At 61.4% G+C, this 16549-nt stretch carries 13 protein-coding genes and 1 pseudogene; 3 read left to right on the forward strand and 11 right to left on the reverse strand.

The window, feature by feature from the left end:
- Nucleotides 1-36 precede the first annotated feature (36 nt).
- Nucleotides 37-1188 (forward strand): sensor histidine kinase, encoded by a 1152-nt coding sequence (locus tag G7016_RS20090; RefSeq protein ID WP_181117489.1) that lies wholly within the window; start codon nt 37-39, stop codon nt 1186-1188.
- On the opposite strand, the gene G7016_RS20095 is transcribed toward G7016_RS20090, so the two are convergent.
- The 5 genes from G7016_RS20095 to G7016_RS20115 form a co-directional block, all read right to left on the reverse strand.
- Nucleotides 1161-2075, reverse strand: coding sequence for a LysR family transcriptional regulator (locus G7016_RS20095; RefSeq protein ID WP_181117490.1), 915 nt, complete (start codon nt 2073-2075; stop codon nt 1161-1163). The two genes, G7016_RS20090 and G7016_RS20095, sit on opposite strands and share 28 nt — an antisense overlap.
- Nucleotides 2076-2122: 47 nt before the next feature.
- The gene (locus G7016_RS20100; protein ID WP_181117491.1) at nt 2123-3097 is read right to left on the reverse strand and encodes a quinone oxidoreductase family protein; all 975 of its coding nucleotides are present in this window, start codon (nt 3095-3097) and stop codon (nt 2123-2125) included.
- Nucleotides 3098-3208: 111 nt separating this feature from the next.
- A complete protein-coding gene (locus G7016_RS20105) occupies nt 3209-4501 on the reverse strand; it encodes an NAD(P)/FAD-dependent oxidoreductase (RefSeq protein ID WP_181117492.1) in 1293 nt (430 codons plus the stop codon).
- Nucleotides 4502-4512: 11 nt separating this feature from the next.
- The gene (locus G7016_RS20110) at nt 4513-5610 is read right to left on the reverse strand and encodes a polyamine ABC transporter substrate-binding protein (RefSeq protein WP_181117493.1); all 1098 of its coding nucleotides are present in this window, start codon (nt 5608-5610) and stop codon (nt 4513-4515) included.
- A gap of 34 nt (nt 5611-5644) precedes the next feature.
- Entirely contained in the window at nt 5645-7006 is a 1362-nt protein-coding gene (locus G7016_RS20115) for a glutamine synthetase family protein (protein ID WP_181117494.1), read from the reverse strand.
- Nucleotides 7007-7213: 207 nt separating this feature from the next.
- Here G7016_RS20115 and G7016_RS20120 point away from each other — a divergent pair, with 207 nt between their 5' ends.
- Nucleotides 7214-8101, forward strand: a complete 888-nt coding sequence (locus tag G7016_RS20120; RefSeq protein ID WP_181117495.1) for a helix-turn-helix domain-containing protein — start codon at nt 7214-7216, stop codon at nt 8099-8101.
- A 131-nt stretch (nt 8102-8232) separates the two neighbouring features.
- Here the strand turns inward: G7016_RS20120 and G7016_RS25645 are convergent.
- The 6 genes and pseudogenes from G7016_RS25645 to G7016_RS20150 all read right to left on the reverse strand — a co-directional run.
- Nucleotides 8233-8592, reverse strand: a pseudogene (locus G7016_RS25645) (immunity 50 family protein); the annotation flags it as partial.
- A gap of 730 nt (nt 8593-9322) precedes the next feature.
- Nucleotides 9323-9721 carry a hypothetical protein gene (locus G7016_RS20130; protein WP_181117496.1) on the reverse strand — a complete coding sequence of 133 codons (399 nt, stop codon included), beginning with the start codon at nt 9719-9721 and terminating at the stop codon, nt 9323-9325.
- Nucleotides 9718-13908 carry an RHS repeat-associated core domain-containing protein gene (locus tag G7016_RS20135; RefSeq protein WP_181117497.1) on the reverse strand — a complete coding sequence of 1397 codons (4191 nt, stop codon included), beginning with the start codon at nt 13906-13908 and terminating at the stop codon, nt 9718-9720. Before G7016_RS20135 ends, G7016_RS20130 begins: the two co-directional genes overlap by 4 nt.
- Nucleotides 13909-13912: 4 nt before the next feature.
- Nucleotides 13913-14383 carry a DcrB-related protein gene (locus G7016_RS20140; protein ID WP_181117498.1) on the reverse strand — a complete coding sequence of 157 codons (471 nt, stop codon included), beginning with the start codon at nt 14381-14383 and terminating at the stop codon, nt 13913-13915.
- A 35-nt stretch (nt 14384-14418) separates the two neighbouring features.
- Nucleotides 14419-14805: a hypothetical protein gene (locus G7016_RS20145; protein ID WP_181117499.1), complete on the reverse strand. Its 387-nt coding sequence runs from the start codon at nt 14803-14805 to the stop codon at nt 14419-14421.
- 195 nt (nt 14806-15000) lie between these two features.
- Nucleotides 15001-15279: a hypothetical protein gene (locus G7016_RS20150; RefSeq protein WP_181117500.1), complete on the reverse strand. Its 279-nt coding sequence runs from the start codon at nt 15277-15279 to the stop codon at nt 15001-15003.
- Between the two features lie 738 nt (nt 15280-16017).
- On the opposite strand from G7016_RS20150, the gene tssB reads away from it, so the two are divergent.
- Nucleotides 16018-16548 (forward strand): type VI secretion system contractile sheath small subunit, encoded by a 531-nt coding sequence (gene tssB / locus G7016_RS20155; protein ID WP_181117501.1) that lies wholly within the window; start codon nt 16018-16020, stop codon nt 16546-16548.
- Nucleotide 16549 lies beyond the last annotated feature (1 nt).

Genomic DNA, 16549 nt, shown 5'->3' on the forward strand with positions numbered 1-16549 from the left:
CACACCACAGTTGTGCCGAGGTTCATGATGTCCGCAATGCTGGGTGCTGAAATTCAGCACGCTGAACAGGCCAGGCTCGCCGCGCTTCGTGGCTTCGGTATTCTGGATACGCCGCGCGAAGCCGATTTCGACGACCTGGTGGCCCTCGCATCCCGCATTTGCGCCGCGCCTATTTCGGTAGTGAACCTGATCGAAGAGCACCGGCAGTGGTTCAAGGCCGAAGTGGGCCTTGGCATTCGCGAAACCCCGCTGGATGTTTCCATCTGCCGTCATGTGCTGCTGCAACCAGGCGTTACGGTAATCCGCGACCTGCGCGAAGACCCACGCATGCGTGAAAATCCACTGGTAACCGCCGAAGCCGGGCTGCGTTTTTACGCGGGCTGCCTGCTGGAAACCTCGGACGGGTATGGCATCGGTACCCTGTGCATCCTCGATACCGTTCCGCGCGAGCTCACGGACGACCAACGCTTTGCCTTGAAAACCTTGGCCAACCAGGTGATGACCCAGCTGGAGCTACGCCGCACGCTGCGGGTACAGGCAGACGTGCTGCGGCGTAACGAAACCTTGCTGGCCGAGGTGAACCACCGCACCAAGAACAACCTGCAATTGATCAGCAGCCTGATCCAGCTTCAACAGCGCCGCGCGACCCACGCGGAAACCCGTTCGGCGCTGCTGGACATGTCCGCGCGGATCGCCAGTATCGCCAGCGTGCATGAAAAGCTGTACCGCGCAGACGAAGCCGAGGCCGTAGATGCCGCCGCCTACATTGAAGGCGTGATCGACAGCGCCAGGGCGACGGCCCCTCAGGTGGCGTTCAACCTTCAGGCGCAACCCCTGCCGCTGTCGCTGGACAACGCCACGCCCTTGGCGCTGATCGCCAACGAGATGATCACCAATGCGTTGAAGTACGCGTACCCCGATGCACTTGCGGGGGTGGTGGATGTTTCACTGTTGGCCGCCGAAGGGGGTTTCTGCTTGCAGGTGCGCGATTACGGGCCAGGCCTGCCCCAGGGCCTCGACCCTCGCAAGGGGCGCTCGCTGGGCATGACCATCATGCGTTCGCTGAGCCGACAACTGAACGGTACGCTGCGTTTCGAGGCAGCGAACCCTGGTGTAGCGGCGTGCCTGGATTTTCCAGCGCCTGCCCCGGCGGCGAGCGTTTACCAATCGCCCGCACTACCGAACTGACCCTCAAGCCACGCCTTCAGGGCAAGCGTAGCGGCAGAGGCGAACTTGGCCGATGGCCGCACAAGGTAGATCCCGCCCCTGGCGCCCAGCTCCCACTCCGGTAACACCCTGACCAGCGCCTTGCTGGCCAGGCCCCGGCTGAACAGCCAGGCGCCCGCGCCAAGGATGCCCGTACCGGCCAATGCCGCGCTGAGCAGCGACTCGCTGTCGTTGGACACCAACGAGCCTTGCGGCCGCACTACACAGCGCTCGGTGCCTTTGAACAATTGCCAGTCGGGGTAGGCTGCAAGTCCGCTGAACGCCAGGCAGTTATGTTCCGCCAGCGCGGCCGGCGTGTGCGGCCAGCCGTGGCGCTCGATATAGGAAGGGGCTGCGCAGAGAATGCGACGGTGCTCGCCAACCCGGCGGGCCACCAGGCGGTTATCGTCCAGGTCGCCGATACGAATGGCCAGGTCAAAGCCTTCGCCGATCACATCCACAAAGCGCTCGCTGTAATCCACCGTGACCGTCACCCCGGGGTGCACGGCAAGAAAGGCTGGCAAACGAGGCGCCAGCCAAAGCCGCCCCATGGCCGCAGGCACGGCCAGGCGCAAATGGCCACCCACCTGCGCGGCGCCACTGGCGGCTTCCTGCTGCGCTTCGACCATCAGCTCGGTGGCCAGCCGCAAGCGTGCCACCAGCCGTGCGCCGGCATCGGTGAGGTGAACCTGGCGAGTGCTGCGTTCTACCAACCGAACGCCCAGCCGCGCCTCCATGGAGGCCACGCGCTTGGACACAATGGTTGCGTGCCGCTGCAAGTGCCGGCCGGCCGCCACGAACGAGCCCTGCGCCGCCACCGCGAGCAACGCGGCGATTTCATCCGTATGGCGGCTGTCGGGCGTGAGCACAGGCGGTTCCTTACCAAGGGGGCTGGCGGACTATACCCCAGCCCCACTCACGGGATCAGCAACAGCGTCCCCGACGTGCGCCCGCTTTCCAGATCGGCATGGGCTTGTGCTGCCTCATGCAGTGGGTAGGTGCGGCAGACGCGGGGCTGGATGATCCTCGCCTCCAAGGCCGCGAGCACGTCCTGGGCGCGGGCCTGATATTCGCCCGGGGTTGCCGTATGGGCCACGATGGAGGGCCGGGTGAGGAATAGCGAGCCCTTGGCGTTCAAGGTGCTGACTTCCACCGCCGCCGGCGCGCCGGAAGACGCCCCGAACGACACCATCAGGCCGCGTGGCTTGAGGCAATCCAGCGAGGCTGCAAAGGTGTCGCGGCCGATCGGGTCGTACACCACATCAGCCTTTTGGCCCTGAGTGAACGCCGCCACCTGCTCGGCGAGCGACGCGGCATTGAATACCAGCACCTCGTCGCAACCCAGCGCCTTGGCCTTGGCCACGCTCGCTTCGCGCGAAACCACCCCGATCACCGTCGCGCCCAGATGCTTGGCCCATGAGGCCATGATTGCCCCAAGGCCACCGGCCACGCCGTACAGCACCATGACGGTACCGGGCCCAACGGGATACGTGCTTTTGAGCAGGTACTGCGCGGTAATGCCCTTGAACAGCACGGCGGCGGCGTCTTCACAGCTGACCGAAGCCGGTAGCGGAACCAGCTTTTCTGCCGGCAGTACCCGGCAGCTGGCGTAGGCGCCCAACGGGCCGGTGGCATAAGCCACTCGATCACCTACCTTGGCCGAGGTAACGCCCTCGCCCACCGCGGCGACCACGCCCGCGCCCTCCAGCCCCAGGCCCGAAGGCAGGGGTACCGGCACGGCGCCGTTGCGCTGGGTGACGTCCAGGTAATTGATACCGATGGCCTGTTGGTCGATCAGCACCTGGCCCGGGCCCGGTGTGGGGCGGTCCTGCTCGTGGGCTTCGAGTACTTCAGGCCCGCCCGGAGCGGAGAACATAATGACGCTGACCATGAGTCGGCTCCTGTTAAGTGAGACCGACAGCATGATTGCTACGCACCAAGCACACTATTCCCTCCAAGTGCAGTTCATTGCTGCATGAAATGCACGGGTTCACCGGTGCCGCTAGATGAGCTCCTTACAGCGGTACCACAACATCCCCAGCGCCAACAGTGGCGAGCGCAGCCGTTTACCCCCAGGGAACGTCCGGTGCGGCACGCGCCCGAACAGGTCGACCGCGCGGCTCTCCTGCTCGGCGATGGCCTGGGCAATGATCCGCGCGGCAAAGTGCGTCACGTTAAGGCCGTGCCCCGAATAGCCCTGCGCGTAATAAACGTTCGGCGCGCTGGGCAACCGGCCGATCTGCGGGAAGCGGTTGGCGCTGATGCCGATCATGCCGCCCCAGTCGAATTCGATGCCCACACCCTTGAGCTGCGGGAATACCCGTTCCATTTTCGGCCGCATGTAATCGGCGATGTTCGCCGGATCGCGCCCCGAGTAATGGCACGCCCCGCCAAACAGAAGCCGATGATCCGCGGTAAGCCGGTAGTAATCGAGCGCAACACGCTGGTCGCACAGCGCCATGTTCTGCGGGATCAACGCCCTTGCACGCTCCTCACCCAAAGGCTCGGTCGCGATCACGTAGCTACCGGCCGGCAGCAGCTTGCCTTCGAGGGCCGGCTCAAGGTTTTCAAGAAATGCGTCACAGCCCAGTACCAAGTGGCTGGCCGTAACCTGGCCGTGGTCGGTGAACACCTGAACCTTCGGGCCTTTTTCGATACGGCGCACGAAGCTGCCTTCGTAGATGCGCACACCCTGCTTCTCGGCCAGCGCCGCCTCGGCCTGAATCAGCTTGAGCGGGTGCAAGTGGCCCGAGCCCATGTCGATCAGCCCGCCTTCGTAAACGTCGGAGGCCACCACTTCATGCAGGTTGCGCTTTTCCACCAGCCGCAGGGCATGTGGATAACCCTGCGCCTGAAGGTCATTCAGTTCCTCTTGCAGCCCCTGCCAATGGCGCGCGGTGTTCGCAAGGTCGCAATAGCCCCAGCGCAAGTCGCAGTCCAGGCCATTGCGCTCCACGCGCTGGCGCACGATGTCCACCGACACCGCGCCAGCATCGTGCAGGAAGCGTATGCCGTCCTGGCCGAGCAAATCGGAGAAGCGGCTCACATCGTGGCCCAGGCCGCGAATCAGTTGCCCGCCGTTGCGGCCACTGGCGCCCCAGCCGATTCGCTGAGCCTCCAGCAGCACTACAGACAAGCCACGCTCGGCAAGCTCCAGCGCGGTGTTCACGCCGGTAAAGCCGCCGCCGATTACGCAGACATCGGCGGTAACGTGGTTTTGCAAAGCCGCGCGCGGCGCTGCTGGCGGCACGGAGGCCGCGTAGTAAGAGCCGGTGTGCGGCAATGCGGTAGACATGAGCAATTCCTTCAACGGCCCGTGCGTTTAACGTCGATCCACTCACGGGTCATCAAGCGCATGACGTCCTTGGGGAGTTCTTTCGAGATATACAACTTGGCCATCACTTCAGGCGGCGGGTAAATGCCCGGGTTGCCGGTAATCTCTTCGCCCATCAGGGGATTTGAGGCCAGGTTGGGGTTGGCATAGCCCACAGTTTCGCTGATGTTGGCGATCACTTTCGGGTCTAGCACGTAGTTGATGAACGCCATGGCCTGGTCCGGGTGCTCGGCGTCCTTGGGCACGGCCAGCATGTCGAACCACACGTTGCCGCCTTCCTTGGGCACGGCGTAGGCCACGTTCACCCCGTTGTTCGCTTCCTTGGCGCGGTTCGCGGCCTGGATCACGTCGCCGGAATAACCGAACGCTACGCAGATGTCGCCGGTGGCCAGGTCGCTCACGTATTTGGACGAGTGGAAGTAGGTCACATAAGGTGCAACGGTCTTGAGCTTCTCCGCCGCGCGTTTGTAATCGGCGGGCGATTCGCTGCGCGGGTCCAGGCCCATGTAATTGAGCATGGCCGGGAACAGCTCATCCGGAGAGTCCATGAAGGACACGCCACACTGCTTCAGCTTCTTGATGTTCTCGGGCTCGAACAGCACGGCCCAGGAGTCGATCTTGTCGACGCCCAGTACCTTCTTCACCTTGTCCACGTTGTAGCCGATGCCGTTGGTGCCCCACAGGTAAGGCACGGCGTACTGGTTGCCCGGGTCGTTGGCTTCCAGTTGCTTCATCAACTGCGGGTCGAGGTTTTTCCAGTTGGGCAGTTTGCTGCGGTCCAGCTTCTGGAAGGCACCGGCCTTGATCTGCCGCCCCAGGAAGTGGTTGGACGGCACCACCACGTCATAGCCGGTGTGCCCGGTCACCAACTTGCCCTCGAGGGTTTCGTTGGAGTCGAACACGTCGTAGGTCGGCTTGATGCCGGTGGCTTTTTCGAAGTCTTCGAGGGTGGTCGGGCCAATGTAGTCCGTCCAGTTGTAAATCTTCACGGTGCCGCCCTCGGCATGGGCCTGGGCAATGGCGCCGATCAATACCGCCGGCAAACAAAACGCAGCAACAACTGACTTCATGGTGCCTCCAACAAGGGTAGGAAGGTGGGCCCGGTCAAACACTCATCATCAGGAACTCACGCTCCCACGAACTGATGACCCGCTTGTAGTTTTCGTGCTCCGCGCGCTTTACCGCGGCGTAGCCCTGAACGAATTTAGCCCCTAATACGCGGCTTAGCGCGGCGCTGCCTTCCATGCGCTCCAGGGCGTCTTCGATGGTCAGCGGCAGGCGCAGGTTGCGGCGCTCATAGCCTCGGCCCTGCACGGGCGCGCTCGGCTCGCAGCCTTCCATCATGCCCAGGTAGCCACACAGCAAGCTGGCTGCAATCGCCAGGTAGGGGTTGGCATCGGCGCCCGGCAAACGGTTTTCCACCCGGCGCGCTTGCGGCGTAGAGCCCGGCACGCGCAGGCCCACGGTGCGGTTTTCCTCACCCCACTCCACGTTCACTGGGGCAGACGTATCCGGCAGGAAGCGGCGGAACGAGTTGGCGTTCGGCGCGAACAGCGGCAGCACTTCGGGGATGTAGCGCTGCAGGCCACCGATGTGGTGAAGGAACAGGGCGCTGGCCTCGCCTTCAGCGGTGCTGAACACGCTTTCACCGGTGTTGATGTCTACCACGCTCTGGTGGATGTGCATGGCGCTGCCTGGCTCGTCGGTGATCGGCTTGGCCATGAAGGTAGCGGCGACGTTGTGCTTGAGCGCGGCCTCACGCATGGTGCGCTTGAACACGGTGATCTGGTCCGCAAGGTCGAGGGCATCGCCGTGACGGAAGTTGATTTCCATCTGCGCTGGGCCGTCTTCGTGGATCAGCGTGTCCAGGTCCAGGCCCTGGGCTTCGCACCAGTCGTAGACATCTTCGAACAACGGGTCGAACTCGTTGGCCGCCTCGATCGAGAAGGATTGCCGCCCGCTTTCCGGCCGGCCGGAACGGCCCAAGGGCACTTGCAGCGGCAAGTCCGGGTCATCGCAACGCTGTGTAAGGTAGAACTCCATCTCCGGGGCCACCACTGGGCGCCAGCCTTGCTCGGCGTAAAGCGCCAATACCTTTTTCAACACGTTGCGCGGCGACAGCTCAATGGGGTTGCCATAACGGTCGAAGGTGTCGTGGATCACCATCGCAGTCGGCTCGATGGCCCAAGGCAGCACATACGCGGCTTGGGGATCGGGACGGCAGGTCATGTCGATGTCGGCGGGGTCCAGCAGGCTGTAATAGATGTCGTCGTCGACATAGTCGCCGGTCACCGTTTGCAGCAGCACGCTTTCAGGCAAGCGCATGCCGTGCTCATCGAGAAACTTGTTGGTGGGCAGGATCTTGCCGCGGGCAATGCCGGTCAGGTCGCTGACCACGCATTCCACTTCGGTGATGCCGTAAGTTCTTAACCACTCGGTGAGGGGGGCTTTGACGCTGCTGTTCATGTGGCCTCTGCCATCTTCTAGGCGATTGTGCGGGTGCGCCGGCGCGCTGCCGGTTCGCTGAGGCCATGCTGGGGGATGGGCGCGCGAGCGGTCTATCCACTTTCGCCGTTTGTGTTCGCCCTTTTTTGGTGCGGTGGGTAACACCTTGTCGCGGGCAAGCCCGGCTGCTACGGTGACGGCCTCCCCTTCAATACAAAATGTGTCTCCATGTCGGTCAAGGTCGTAGATACCGTTGCCGCGGACCAACAAGGCGCCTCCAACACCGGCTGGCACCTGCACTACGCGCAGATGTCGGCGGGGCAGTTCAAGGGCCGCCTGATCGAAGCCGAACTCGGCGGCGTTCAGGTATACGAAGAGCACATGAACACCCGCATCGAGCAGTACTACAAGGCACCCGGCGATGCCTTGGTGTTCAGCTTCGACATGGCCGATGCCGCGCTATACCTGCTCGATGCCAGCACCCAGAACTTGTGGATTACGCCAGAGAATTACCGGGAAATCGCGGTGGTAGTGCCCACGGGCCAACTACGGGCGCTGAACCTGCATCGCACCTTCGAAGACCTGCTGCTCACCCCGCTCAAATCCAGCCATGGCGCCGTGTTCATGGGTTGGCTCAGCGCCATGCTCGGGCGTATCGCCGCCACCGCCGACGAAAACGCCGAGACCAGCGCGCTCCTCGCCGAGCAGTTGGCGGACGACTGCCTGTTCGTACTGGAACAATCCGCCCAGGCGCAGCAGTCCTCGACCATCCACCGGGTGCGAAAGCACAGGCGCATCGTGCAGCAGGTGTTCGACCGTGTAAGCGCTTACCCCACCGAACAGTTCAGCGCGGTGGAATTGGCCGAAATCGCCGGCGCCTCTTTCCAGCAACTACGTCTGGCCTTCGCCGAATGCGTAGGCATGCCGCCTACGGTGTGGTTGCGGATGCGCAGGCTCAACCTGGCGCGCCAAGCGCTGTTGGCAGCGGGGCCGGGGGATACCACCGTGGCCGAGGTTGCGATGAGCTATTCGTTCTGGCACTTGGGTAGGTTTGCGCAGGCGTATCGAGAGTTGTTTCTGGAGTGCCCGGGGGAGACGTTGGGGCGGGTTAGGTGAGGGGGGTTGGAGACTAGGCCGCTTGGTGAGGTTTTTATTTCAGGGTTGTTCCCTGGCGCGGGAGGCGCAGGGCTTCGATAGAAAGCGGTGTGGGCGGTGCTGCCGCTGCGGTCGCACTACCTGGCCAGCGCTCAAGGAGCGGGAAGATCATACCCGCCCCTTTCAATACTCTTATAGACCGAAGGCCCAGTCACGCTTACGTCCAGGCAAGTGAGAGTAAGATTAAATTTATCACTCGTTATAAATACACGAACTCCTCCATCGCCCATCTCAAAATTTATCTTTGCTACTATATTAGCCGCCAAACCGGATATCGAAAGCTCAGTGACGCCAAAGCAATATATTCCCATTCTGCACCGATTGAAATCCTTTCCCCATTTCTCCGGGGCATTGTCTGGCAACAGATCTACAAGATCGAACCCCACATTTACCGTCGGCCCCTCTCTATCTACATGAACGTCAAATATATCTATCTTACCAACTTCTGGTGGACTAGAAAAATGCGCCGCAAAAGCTCATTGCATGGAATATCCGTCCAGTTCATTTTCTTTCCTAATAACTGTAATGGTCCTCTTAAACACTTACCTATTATTCCAACACAGACTGACCTTAATCAATCCCCAGGCTTACTCCAATAACTTAAATTCTCGAGAAAACTTTCCATATCGTCCACGCCACCCTCTCCCAGCTCGCTATCGAATTTTTCGCAAATCAGTTTGCGCACTTGGGACAAGCGGTCTGCAACAGAGTTCTTATCTAGAAAATTAGTTGTTTTTTTTCATAGGCGCTCCTGTCGAGCACCTCATTTGTATCGCCATGATAGTAATATCTAGCGATGTTACACAACGAAATAAGAATGTACTCAACCTGTGAAATAATTTCTAAAGCCTGCTCCCCGGTAAACTGAATAACTTTATTTTCCTTTAACATTCTATTTCCTTTCACTATTTTAAGATTCAGCAAATCGACGCCTCCTCGCACTGTCAATTCTTTAGTGTGATAACGTGGATTTGTTTTCCACTCCAATCTATTCGCGGCACATCCGTTGCTACGTGGTCTCTACCCCTTCCTTTTTTCATATCACACTTAACTTCAGCCCCCAACTGACTGAGAGACTTATTCTTAGCGGGCGCTACATATACACTCGATCATTATGCCGATTTTAACTGTTAATTAAGATTTTTTTCATTTCAATCGCGGCATATTTCTTGGGCCGCACTCTCAAAAATCTTCAGCTCCGTCCAAGTAAACCACACAACGGTGGAACATTAGACTCTCGAATACCAACTCAATGCTCCAAGAGCCGTTAGATTGACTCAATAGATAGCCATCAGCACACTCAGCTATAGAGAAATCGGCGTAAGCAGCCTTCTGGATATTGATCACAGTCAGACTTTTCACCGTTACACCAATCGCTTTTATTACAATAGTATTGTAGTCCTCACCCCACTCCCCCCACTTAGGGATATTAATAGCAGGTTTTTTCCTGACATGAATACCAAGCTCTGTACTTCCAAATGAATCTACTGAGACTTGCGCAACAACTATCTTCTCAGAAATCCCATCGGGGAAAATCCGGTCGAGAAACTCTTTGTGGTGCACAACATCCAATAAGTTCATTTATGTCTCCACGGAAAGTTGTAGTGTCCATGCGTACCAGAAACATCCCCGGTTTTTGTGTTATTCCAGGGACGAACATTGAAATGTGGTTCCGCACCATGTGAAGGCGTGGCCTTGCTATGGCCGAGGCTATGTTCCTGAATAATTACCTTCTCACCTTTTCGATTGACATAATGATACTGGCGCGTCTCTATAGGCAACCCATATTTACCCAGGATTGGTTTCCCATAGCCATCCTCTAAATAAGGCTTACTTATACTCGGACTCTGGCCATTAGGTATCCCCGCATCCCTTTTCGCTTGTCTAAACGCATCCCGGCGGCTTACACCTTCATAACTCGTCTTCTTGTTCGGCCCACACGCTGACCACCCCCAAGGATCCACCCACCCCACCGGGCTCGGCACGTACTGGTAGAGGTTGTCCCCGCCCAGCAGCCCGATCGGGTCCTGGGTGGTGAAGCGGCCGACCTCGGGGTCGTAGTACCGGAAGGTATTGTAGTGCAGCCCGGTTTCGGCATCGAAGTACTGGCCCTGGAAGCGCAGGTGCTGTTCCACCGTGTTCACGGTGAGCGCGTCGATCTCGCCCCAGCAGCGGTAGCGGGCCTGCCAGACGATCTCGCCGTCGGCGTTGGTCAGTTCCAGCGGGGTGCCGATGACGTCGGTGTGGAAGTAGTACACCTGCTGAGCTTCGCCTTCGACCTGATCGACCCGGGCCAGGGGCGCGTAGCTGTCGGGCTCGTAGAGGTAGAGCCGGCTGGCCGTCGGGGTGTCTTCGCGCAGCAGGCGCAGGCCTTGCCAGAGGAAGCGGGTGGATGCGGTGTGGCCGCCGCGCTCGCTGTGCTTGGCCACGCGCCGGCCGAGGCTGTCGTACTGGTAGCGGCCGGTGCTGTGGTGTTGGCCGTTGCGCCAGGTGTCGGCGCGGACCAGGCGGTTCTCGCAGTCGTAGGTGAAGTGCTGCAGCTGGGTGTGCCCGCTGCGCTTTTCGATCAGGTTGCCCCAGGGGTCGTAGCGGTAGGTCTGGTCGCGCCAGTGGGCCAGGCGGTTGTCATTGACCTGGGCGAACACCGGGGCGGTGTAGTCCAGGCGGTTGGCGGCGGCGTCGTAGCGGAAGGCTTCGCTGTCCAGCGGGTGCCCGGTTTCGCGGCCCAGCAGCTGGCCGCGGGCATCGTGGAGGTAGCGGGTTTCGCCGCGCAGGTTATCGAGCACGCGGGTGAGCTCGCCGGCGCGGTCGTAGGTGTAGCGGCGGTGGATCGGGTTGTAGGGGTGGTCGACCAGCAGGCTGAGGCTGGCATCGCCCAGCACGCCGGCGAGCTTGTCGGCGGGCAGGGTCGAGGCGAACTGCCAGGCGCGACGGCCCAGGGCGTCATGGCCAAAGCAGCTGGTGAGGCGGCCCTGGGTGCGGTAGACCTCGCGGTGCAATGTGTCCCTCTGAACGTCGCTGATCACCTGGCCGTCGAGGTTGAGCTGGTGCAGGTGGCCGCTGCCGTAATACAGGTGGTTGAGCTGCTGGCCGCCGGGCAGGCCGAGGGTGGTGAGGTTATGCAGCGCGTCGTAGTCGTAGCTGAGGGTGCCCTGGGGGCTGGATTCGCGGGTCAACCGGCCGAGCGGGTCGTAGGCAAAACCGAGGGTTTCTTCGCTCACGCCCCGCCGCTTGCCGCAGGCGGTGGGCGTGCGGGCGATGGCCACCACCCGGTCGGCGCTGTCGTAGGTGTAGGCCAGGCGGGCGTCATCGGTGACCCTGGCCTGCAGCCGGCCAAGGGTGTCGCGTTCGAAGGTGGTACTGCGTTCGGGGCGCTCGCCCTGCTCGCCGTGGCCGATTTCCGTCAGCTCGGCCAGTTGGCCACCTAGGGTGTAGCGAAAGCGCCGGGTGAGCCGGTCGATGCGCTGCTCTTCGATCAGCCGGTCGCTGGCGTCGTAACAGAAGCGGTAGGCGGCGTTGTTTTCGTTGATCAGTGCGCTCAGGCGCTGGGCCGCGTCGTAGGTGTATTCGGTGCGCTGGCCGCTGGGGGCCTGGCGGCCAATGGGCAGGCCGCGGGCGTTGCGCTGCAGGCGGGTGAGCTGGCCCTTGCCGTTGGCGTGGCTCAGCAGCTGGCCATGGACGTTGTAGGTAAAGGTTTCGTGGCTGCCATCGGGGTGGTGGAGGCGCAGCACGTCGCCCGTGGCGTTGCGCTCGAAGGTGGTGGTGTGCCCCTGCGCATCAGTGATGGCTGTGAGCTGGTCGCGTTCGTTGTAGCCGTAGACGGTGGCGTGGCCGGAGCAGTCCTGGTAGCGCACTACCTGAGCGCAGGCGTTCCACCACAGGTGGGTGCGCTGGTGGTGGGCATTGATGATGGTGTGCGGCAGGCCGTCAGGGCTGTTGAGGTATTCGGTGGCCTGGCCCAGGGGGTCGATCTCGCCGATCAGATGGCCCTGGTTGTCGTAGTCGGCCACCCGGCAGGTGCCGTCGGGGTAATCGACCTGGCGCACCCGGGTGCTGAGAAAGTGGTAGCGGTAGCGGGTGCTGCGCCCGAGCGGGTCGGTTTCCTCGGTCAGCCGGCCGTGCTCGTCGTAGGCCAGGGTGAGGCGGTTGCCGTCGGGCAGGGTCAGGCCGGTGAGGTTGCCGTAGGGGTCCAGGTCGATGGCGTAGCGCTCGCCGTCAAGGTCGGTGCTGGCCACTACGCGGTGACCGGCGTCGTAGTGCACTTGGGCCTGTCGGCCGAGCACGTCGGTGACGGTGGTGGTGCGCGCGGCCAGGTCGTAATGGAAGTGGAAGCGTTCGCCGTCGCTGGTCCAGTGCTCCACCACCCGTGGCTGGCCGCCGAGCACCGCGTAGCGGTAGTGGCAGCTCAAGCCCAGGCCATTGTCGTGGCGGATCATCCGGCCGTCGTCGCCATAGCCGAAGCGGCGCACCAGGTCGCCATTGCGGTTGACCACGTCGAGCAGGTGCCCGGCGGCGTCGTAGCGGTACTGCACCAGGGTTTCCACGGCGCGGTCGCCGTCGATGCGCCTGACCTCGGTGAGCCGGCCCAGGGGGTGGTCGTAGTGCAGGTGCACGCGCTGCCCGCCGGTGGCGGTGAGGTCGGTCAGGCGTCCGTCGGCGTGGCGGGTGAAGTGCAGGTAATGGCCCTGGGCGTTCTCGATGCGCTGCAACGGCACGGGGACGTCGTCATCGGGCACCTCGCCGAAATGGAAGAACACATCGTCCAGGGTCTGCAGCAGGTAGCGCCCGCCCGCGGTGCGTACCAGGTACAGCTGTTCGTGGGGGTTGAAGATGCGCTGGTTGGGCTCGAGGGTGACAAAGGGCACGCTGCGGCCCTGGCTGTCGCTCAGGTAGAGAAACGACCCGCAGCGGCTCAGGCTCTGTTCCCAGGGCAGCACCCAGCCACGGCCCAGCGCGCCAACGGCGGCAATGTCGCTGGCATAGAAACGCGACCACTCGATCGGCATCAGCCCGGGCAGTACGAAGTCGGTTTCCTCGGGCAGCAGCTTGCGCCCGGTGGTGGTGTCCACCGGGTGGCCGAACTGGCCGCCCAGTACCCTGGAGGCCAGCGGCGCCAGGCCAAAGCGCACCAGCGCATCGCCGGCCAACACTCCGGCCAGAAAGCGCCCGGCACAGGGCAGCGCGGCCTTGATGCCCTGTTGCAGCCCCCGCTTGAAGACGCTGCGCACCACGCTGGCGCCGCCGGCGATGCCCATCAGGATGTCCGTGGAGTAGCGCAGCCAGGCAGGCACTTCGTCAGTGATCGGCAGGTAGGTGCGGGTGCCGCCACCGATGAAGGTGTTCGACGAGCCGCCGGCGATGCGCGCACCGCAGCTGAGCCGGTCGCCCTTGCGCGCCGCGGCCTGGCCGTTGATGAGCACCGTGGGCGAGCCTTCGGCCACCTGCACGGTGGGCGGATGCTGGTCGCACAGGGCGATGCTGTGTTCGACATGGGCTGCGGGCCGGCCATTGATGAATATGTCCGGTGAGCCTGATTCGATGACCCCCGCCGCCGAGCTGCACAGGCTGCCCAGCGACTCCCCCGCCGCCGCCAGGCTGGACCCGGCCACGCCGGCGGCCATGGCGATCAGAAAGCCGCCCAGGCCGCCGGTGGCGAAGGTGAAGGCCACGGCAGTGACCAGCGCAACGCCGGCCACCGCGCCAAGGACCAGCCCGGCCAGGGCGCCGGTATGTTCGATGCCGTCGTAGAGGCGGGCTGCTGCGAGCATCCGGCTACTCCTGCTCGCCAGCGCCAGTCGGATCGTTTTGATCCAGACCGCGTGGGGTGAAGCTGGCCAGCAGCTGGTCCCACTCGCAACGCTGCTGTGCAGTGAAATCTGTCTGGGAAGTGCAGGCGAACACCAGTACCCGGCCGCAGCCGGTGAAGAACGCTGCCTGGCGCTGGTGAATCGGGCGCTTGCTATTCAGGTAATAGGCATCGATCTGCAGCCCGGCGACAGGTGCAGCAACTCCAAGAAGCACCTCGCGCTGTTCGAGCACGGTGTAGCCGGGCAGCTTGGCGGCGAGTTGTTTGAGCTGACGCTTCAGGTAATCGGCCAGGTCCTCGCCCTGCAGGTGGGTGTCTCGGGACAAAGTAATGCTCAGTGGGCCAGGCACGCTGGCGCCGAGCACGAACATGTTGACGGTACGGTCTTGAAAACCTTCAGGCAGCCAGAAGCTTCCTTCCTGGCAGTGATAGTCCATGTTAAAGGCTGTTCTTTTGAACGAATGAAAAGGCGTCAGCAGGCCGCCAGGCCTGCAAGCAAATGCTCGAAATCCAGCGGCCAGCTTTCCAGCGACGGGTTTTGAGGGTTGAAGACGCAGTGGATGCCCAACCATTGCCGTTCCTGCCGACCGGCCAGAGGGACAAGCGCGCCCAGCAGACGGCCGTGCCGCTCTAGCTCGCCATCAGAGAAATGGAAATCCAAGGTAAGGGCCTTGTTACCCGCCAAGCTGCCCAGGCCTTCGCGAATCACACGCAAGCCCAGGTAGCGCTGGCGCAAACCCGTCAACGCCGCAGCGAAAACTTCGTCCAGGGACTGCTGCTTCGGCACGGCCTGGCGCTGTATGTAAACCTTGCCAGGCTCGTTGCCGACCAATACGGTGGCGTCAATTTCGCTGACCACGGCGCCGACGGGAAAGGCGAACCTGAAAGCTCCAAAAGTGAAAATGCTCGGGGCATCGCTAAGGGCGACTGCGTTCGGCTTGCTCACCCTTGGTGCCATGGGTTCCGGTGACACGGCTGGCTGCGGACGTGAATCCGTAGCGAAAGGGGCTGGCTGGGACAGACGGTCGTAGATACTGGTACGGATCATGGAAAGTTAATCGCTCACCCGAACCAGCTCGTCGGTGTAGATCTCCTCACCTCTCCGCCCAACCACGATTGCCCTTCGCGGGCCGTGAATAGCCGGGCAAGAAGTGGCGAGCGACGACCGGAAAGGATCGTCTACTTCATAGAAGCCGCCCAGCCGGGCCAGCCTGGGGAATGCTCGCATACCAATGTCGCTGGGGAAGGGTGCGTAACCGGAGCCAAGCATGCCGGGCTTACGGTCACCGCCGTAGGGGTTGGCTGCGGTGCACACAAATCTCCGGTCAACCATGGCGGCATACCTCGGAGCGAGCGGCGAAAATGATGTGACGAGCCCGGCTCATGCTGATCTCCCTGAAACTTGAAGGACTGAACTGCCCTACCCGTTTCGTATGGGGTCGCGGGCAAGCGGCACCAGGCGTCCTGCCCCTTGGCTTGAAGGGACAAACGATACCGTCACTTGGAAGGGAGTCAATTCTGGATCCGGCGAGAAAGCTGTAGTAATCGCGCGGGCATGTGCACGTTAAAGCAGGCAGCCGGGCCCGCCTACGGAAAAGCCCGTAATTGCTGGCAAGCGCCCTACTCTGATCGTATTTGCCTTATGCACTATCTTGAAATAATTATTTACGATTAGGTAAAAAGCGTTACAACTTCGAACAATGTTGGATATATCCACAAACTAAGCATCGAATCTTCCTCGTTTCCTACAGAGCTACTTTTGCTTACAAATTTTCTACCTGGCTTTTTGGACCTGCCAGTCTTGCTGCAGAGCCCTTAGTTTGCGGATTTCAGCAAAGCGAGTTGAGCGTTATTGAACGAAGATGGCAAAAAGACAGGGGTTGCAATCAGTCGCTTCACAGGGAAATATGCGCCTCCTTGCGAGAGGCATAAGATAGTGGATGCCAAGAGTATCTGGACTTGAACGGAAGCTCGGCGGCGCGCCTTGCTCCTGATGAGGGCTCTAACCCACTCGGCGCCCAGGACCGACCAGCAAACGATTTGCAGCGACTTGCTCGCATTGGAGATGACGATGGCGAAGAAGGAAAGTACTCAACACAAGCTCAACCGTGTTCGTGCCCCCAGAGTGCATATCACGTACGACGTGGATATCGGCGACGCTCAGGAAAAGAAAGAGCTGCCATTCGTTGTGGGCGTGCTGGGTGATTTCTGCGGAAAGCCGCTTGAAGCATTGCCGAAGCTGAAGAACCGCAAATTCGTTTACATCGACCGCGACAACTTCAACGGGGTGCTAAAGGGCATCAAGCCGCGCCTGAGCTATAGGGTGGAAAATACATTGGCCAAGGATGGGAGCCAATTAGGGATAGAGCTCAACTTCAATCGCATGGAAGACTTCGAGCCGCAGAACGTGGTCAAGCAAGTCGAGCCCTTGCGAAAATTTCTTGAAGTGCGAAACAAGCTGGCAGACCTGCGCAACAAGATGGGCGGCAACGACAAGCTGGAAGAGCTGCTGATGGACGTGCTGCAAAACACCGAGAAACTCAAGGAGCTTGGACAGGAATTCGGCAGAGCGGCCGTCGACGGCGAGTCAGCAGGAGCGTGAT

The organism is Pseudomonas japonica (genome assembly GCF_013522925.1).
Classification (GTDB): Bacteria; Pseudomonadota; Gammaproteobacteria; order Pseudomonadales; family Pseudomonadaceae; genus Aquipseudomonas; species Aquipseudomonas japonica_A.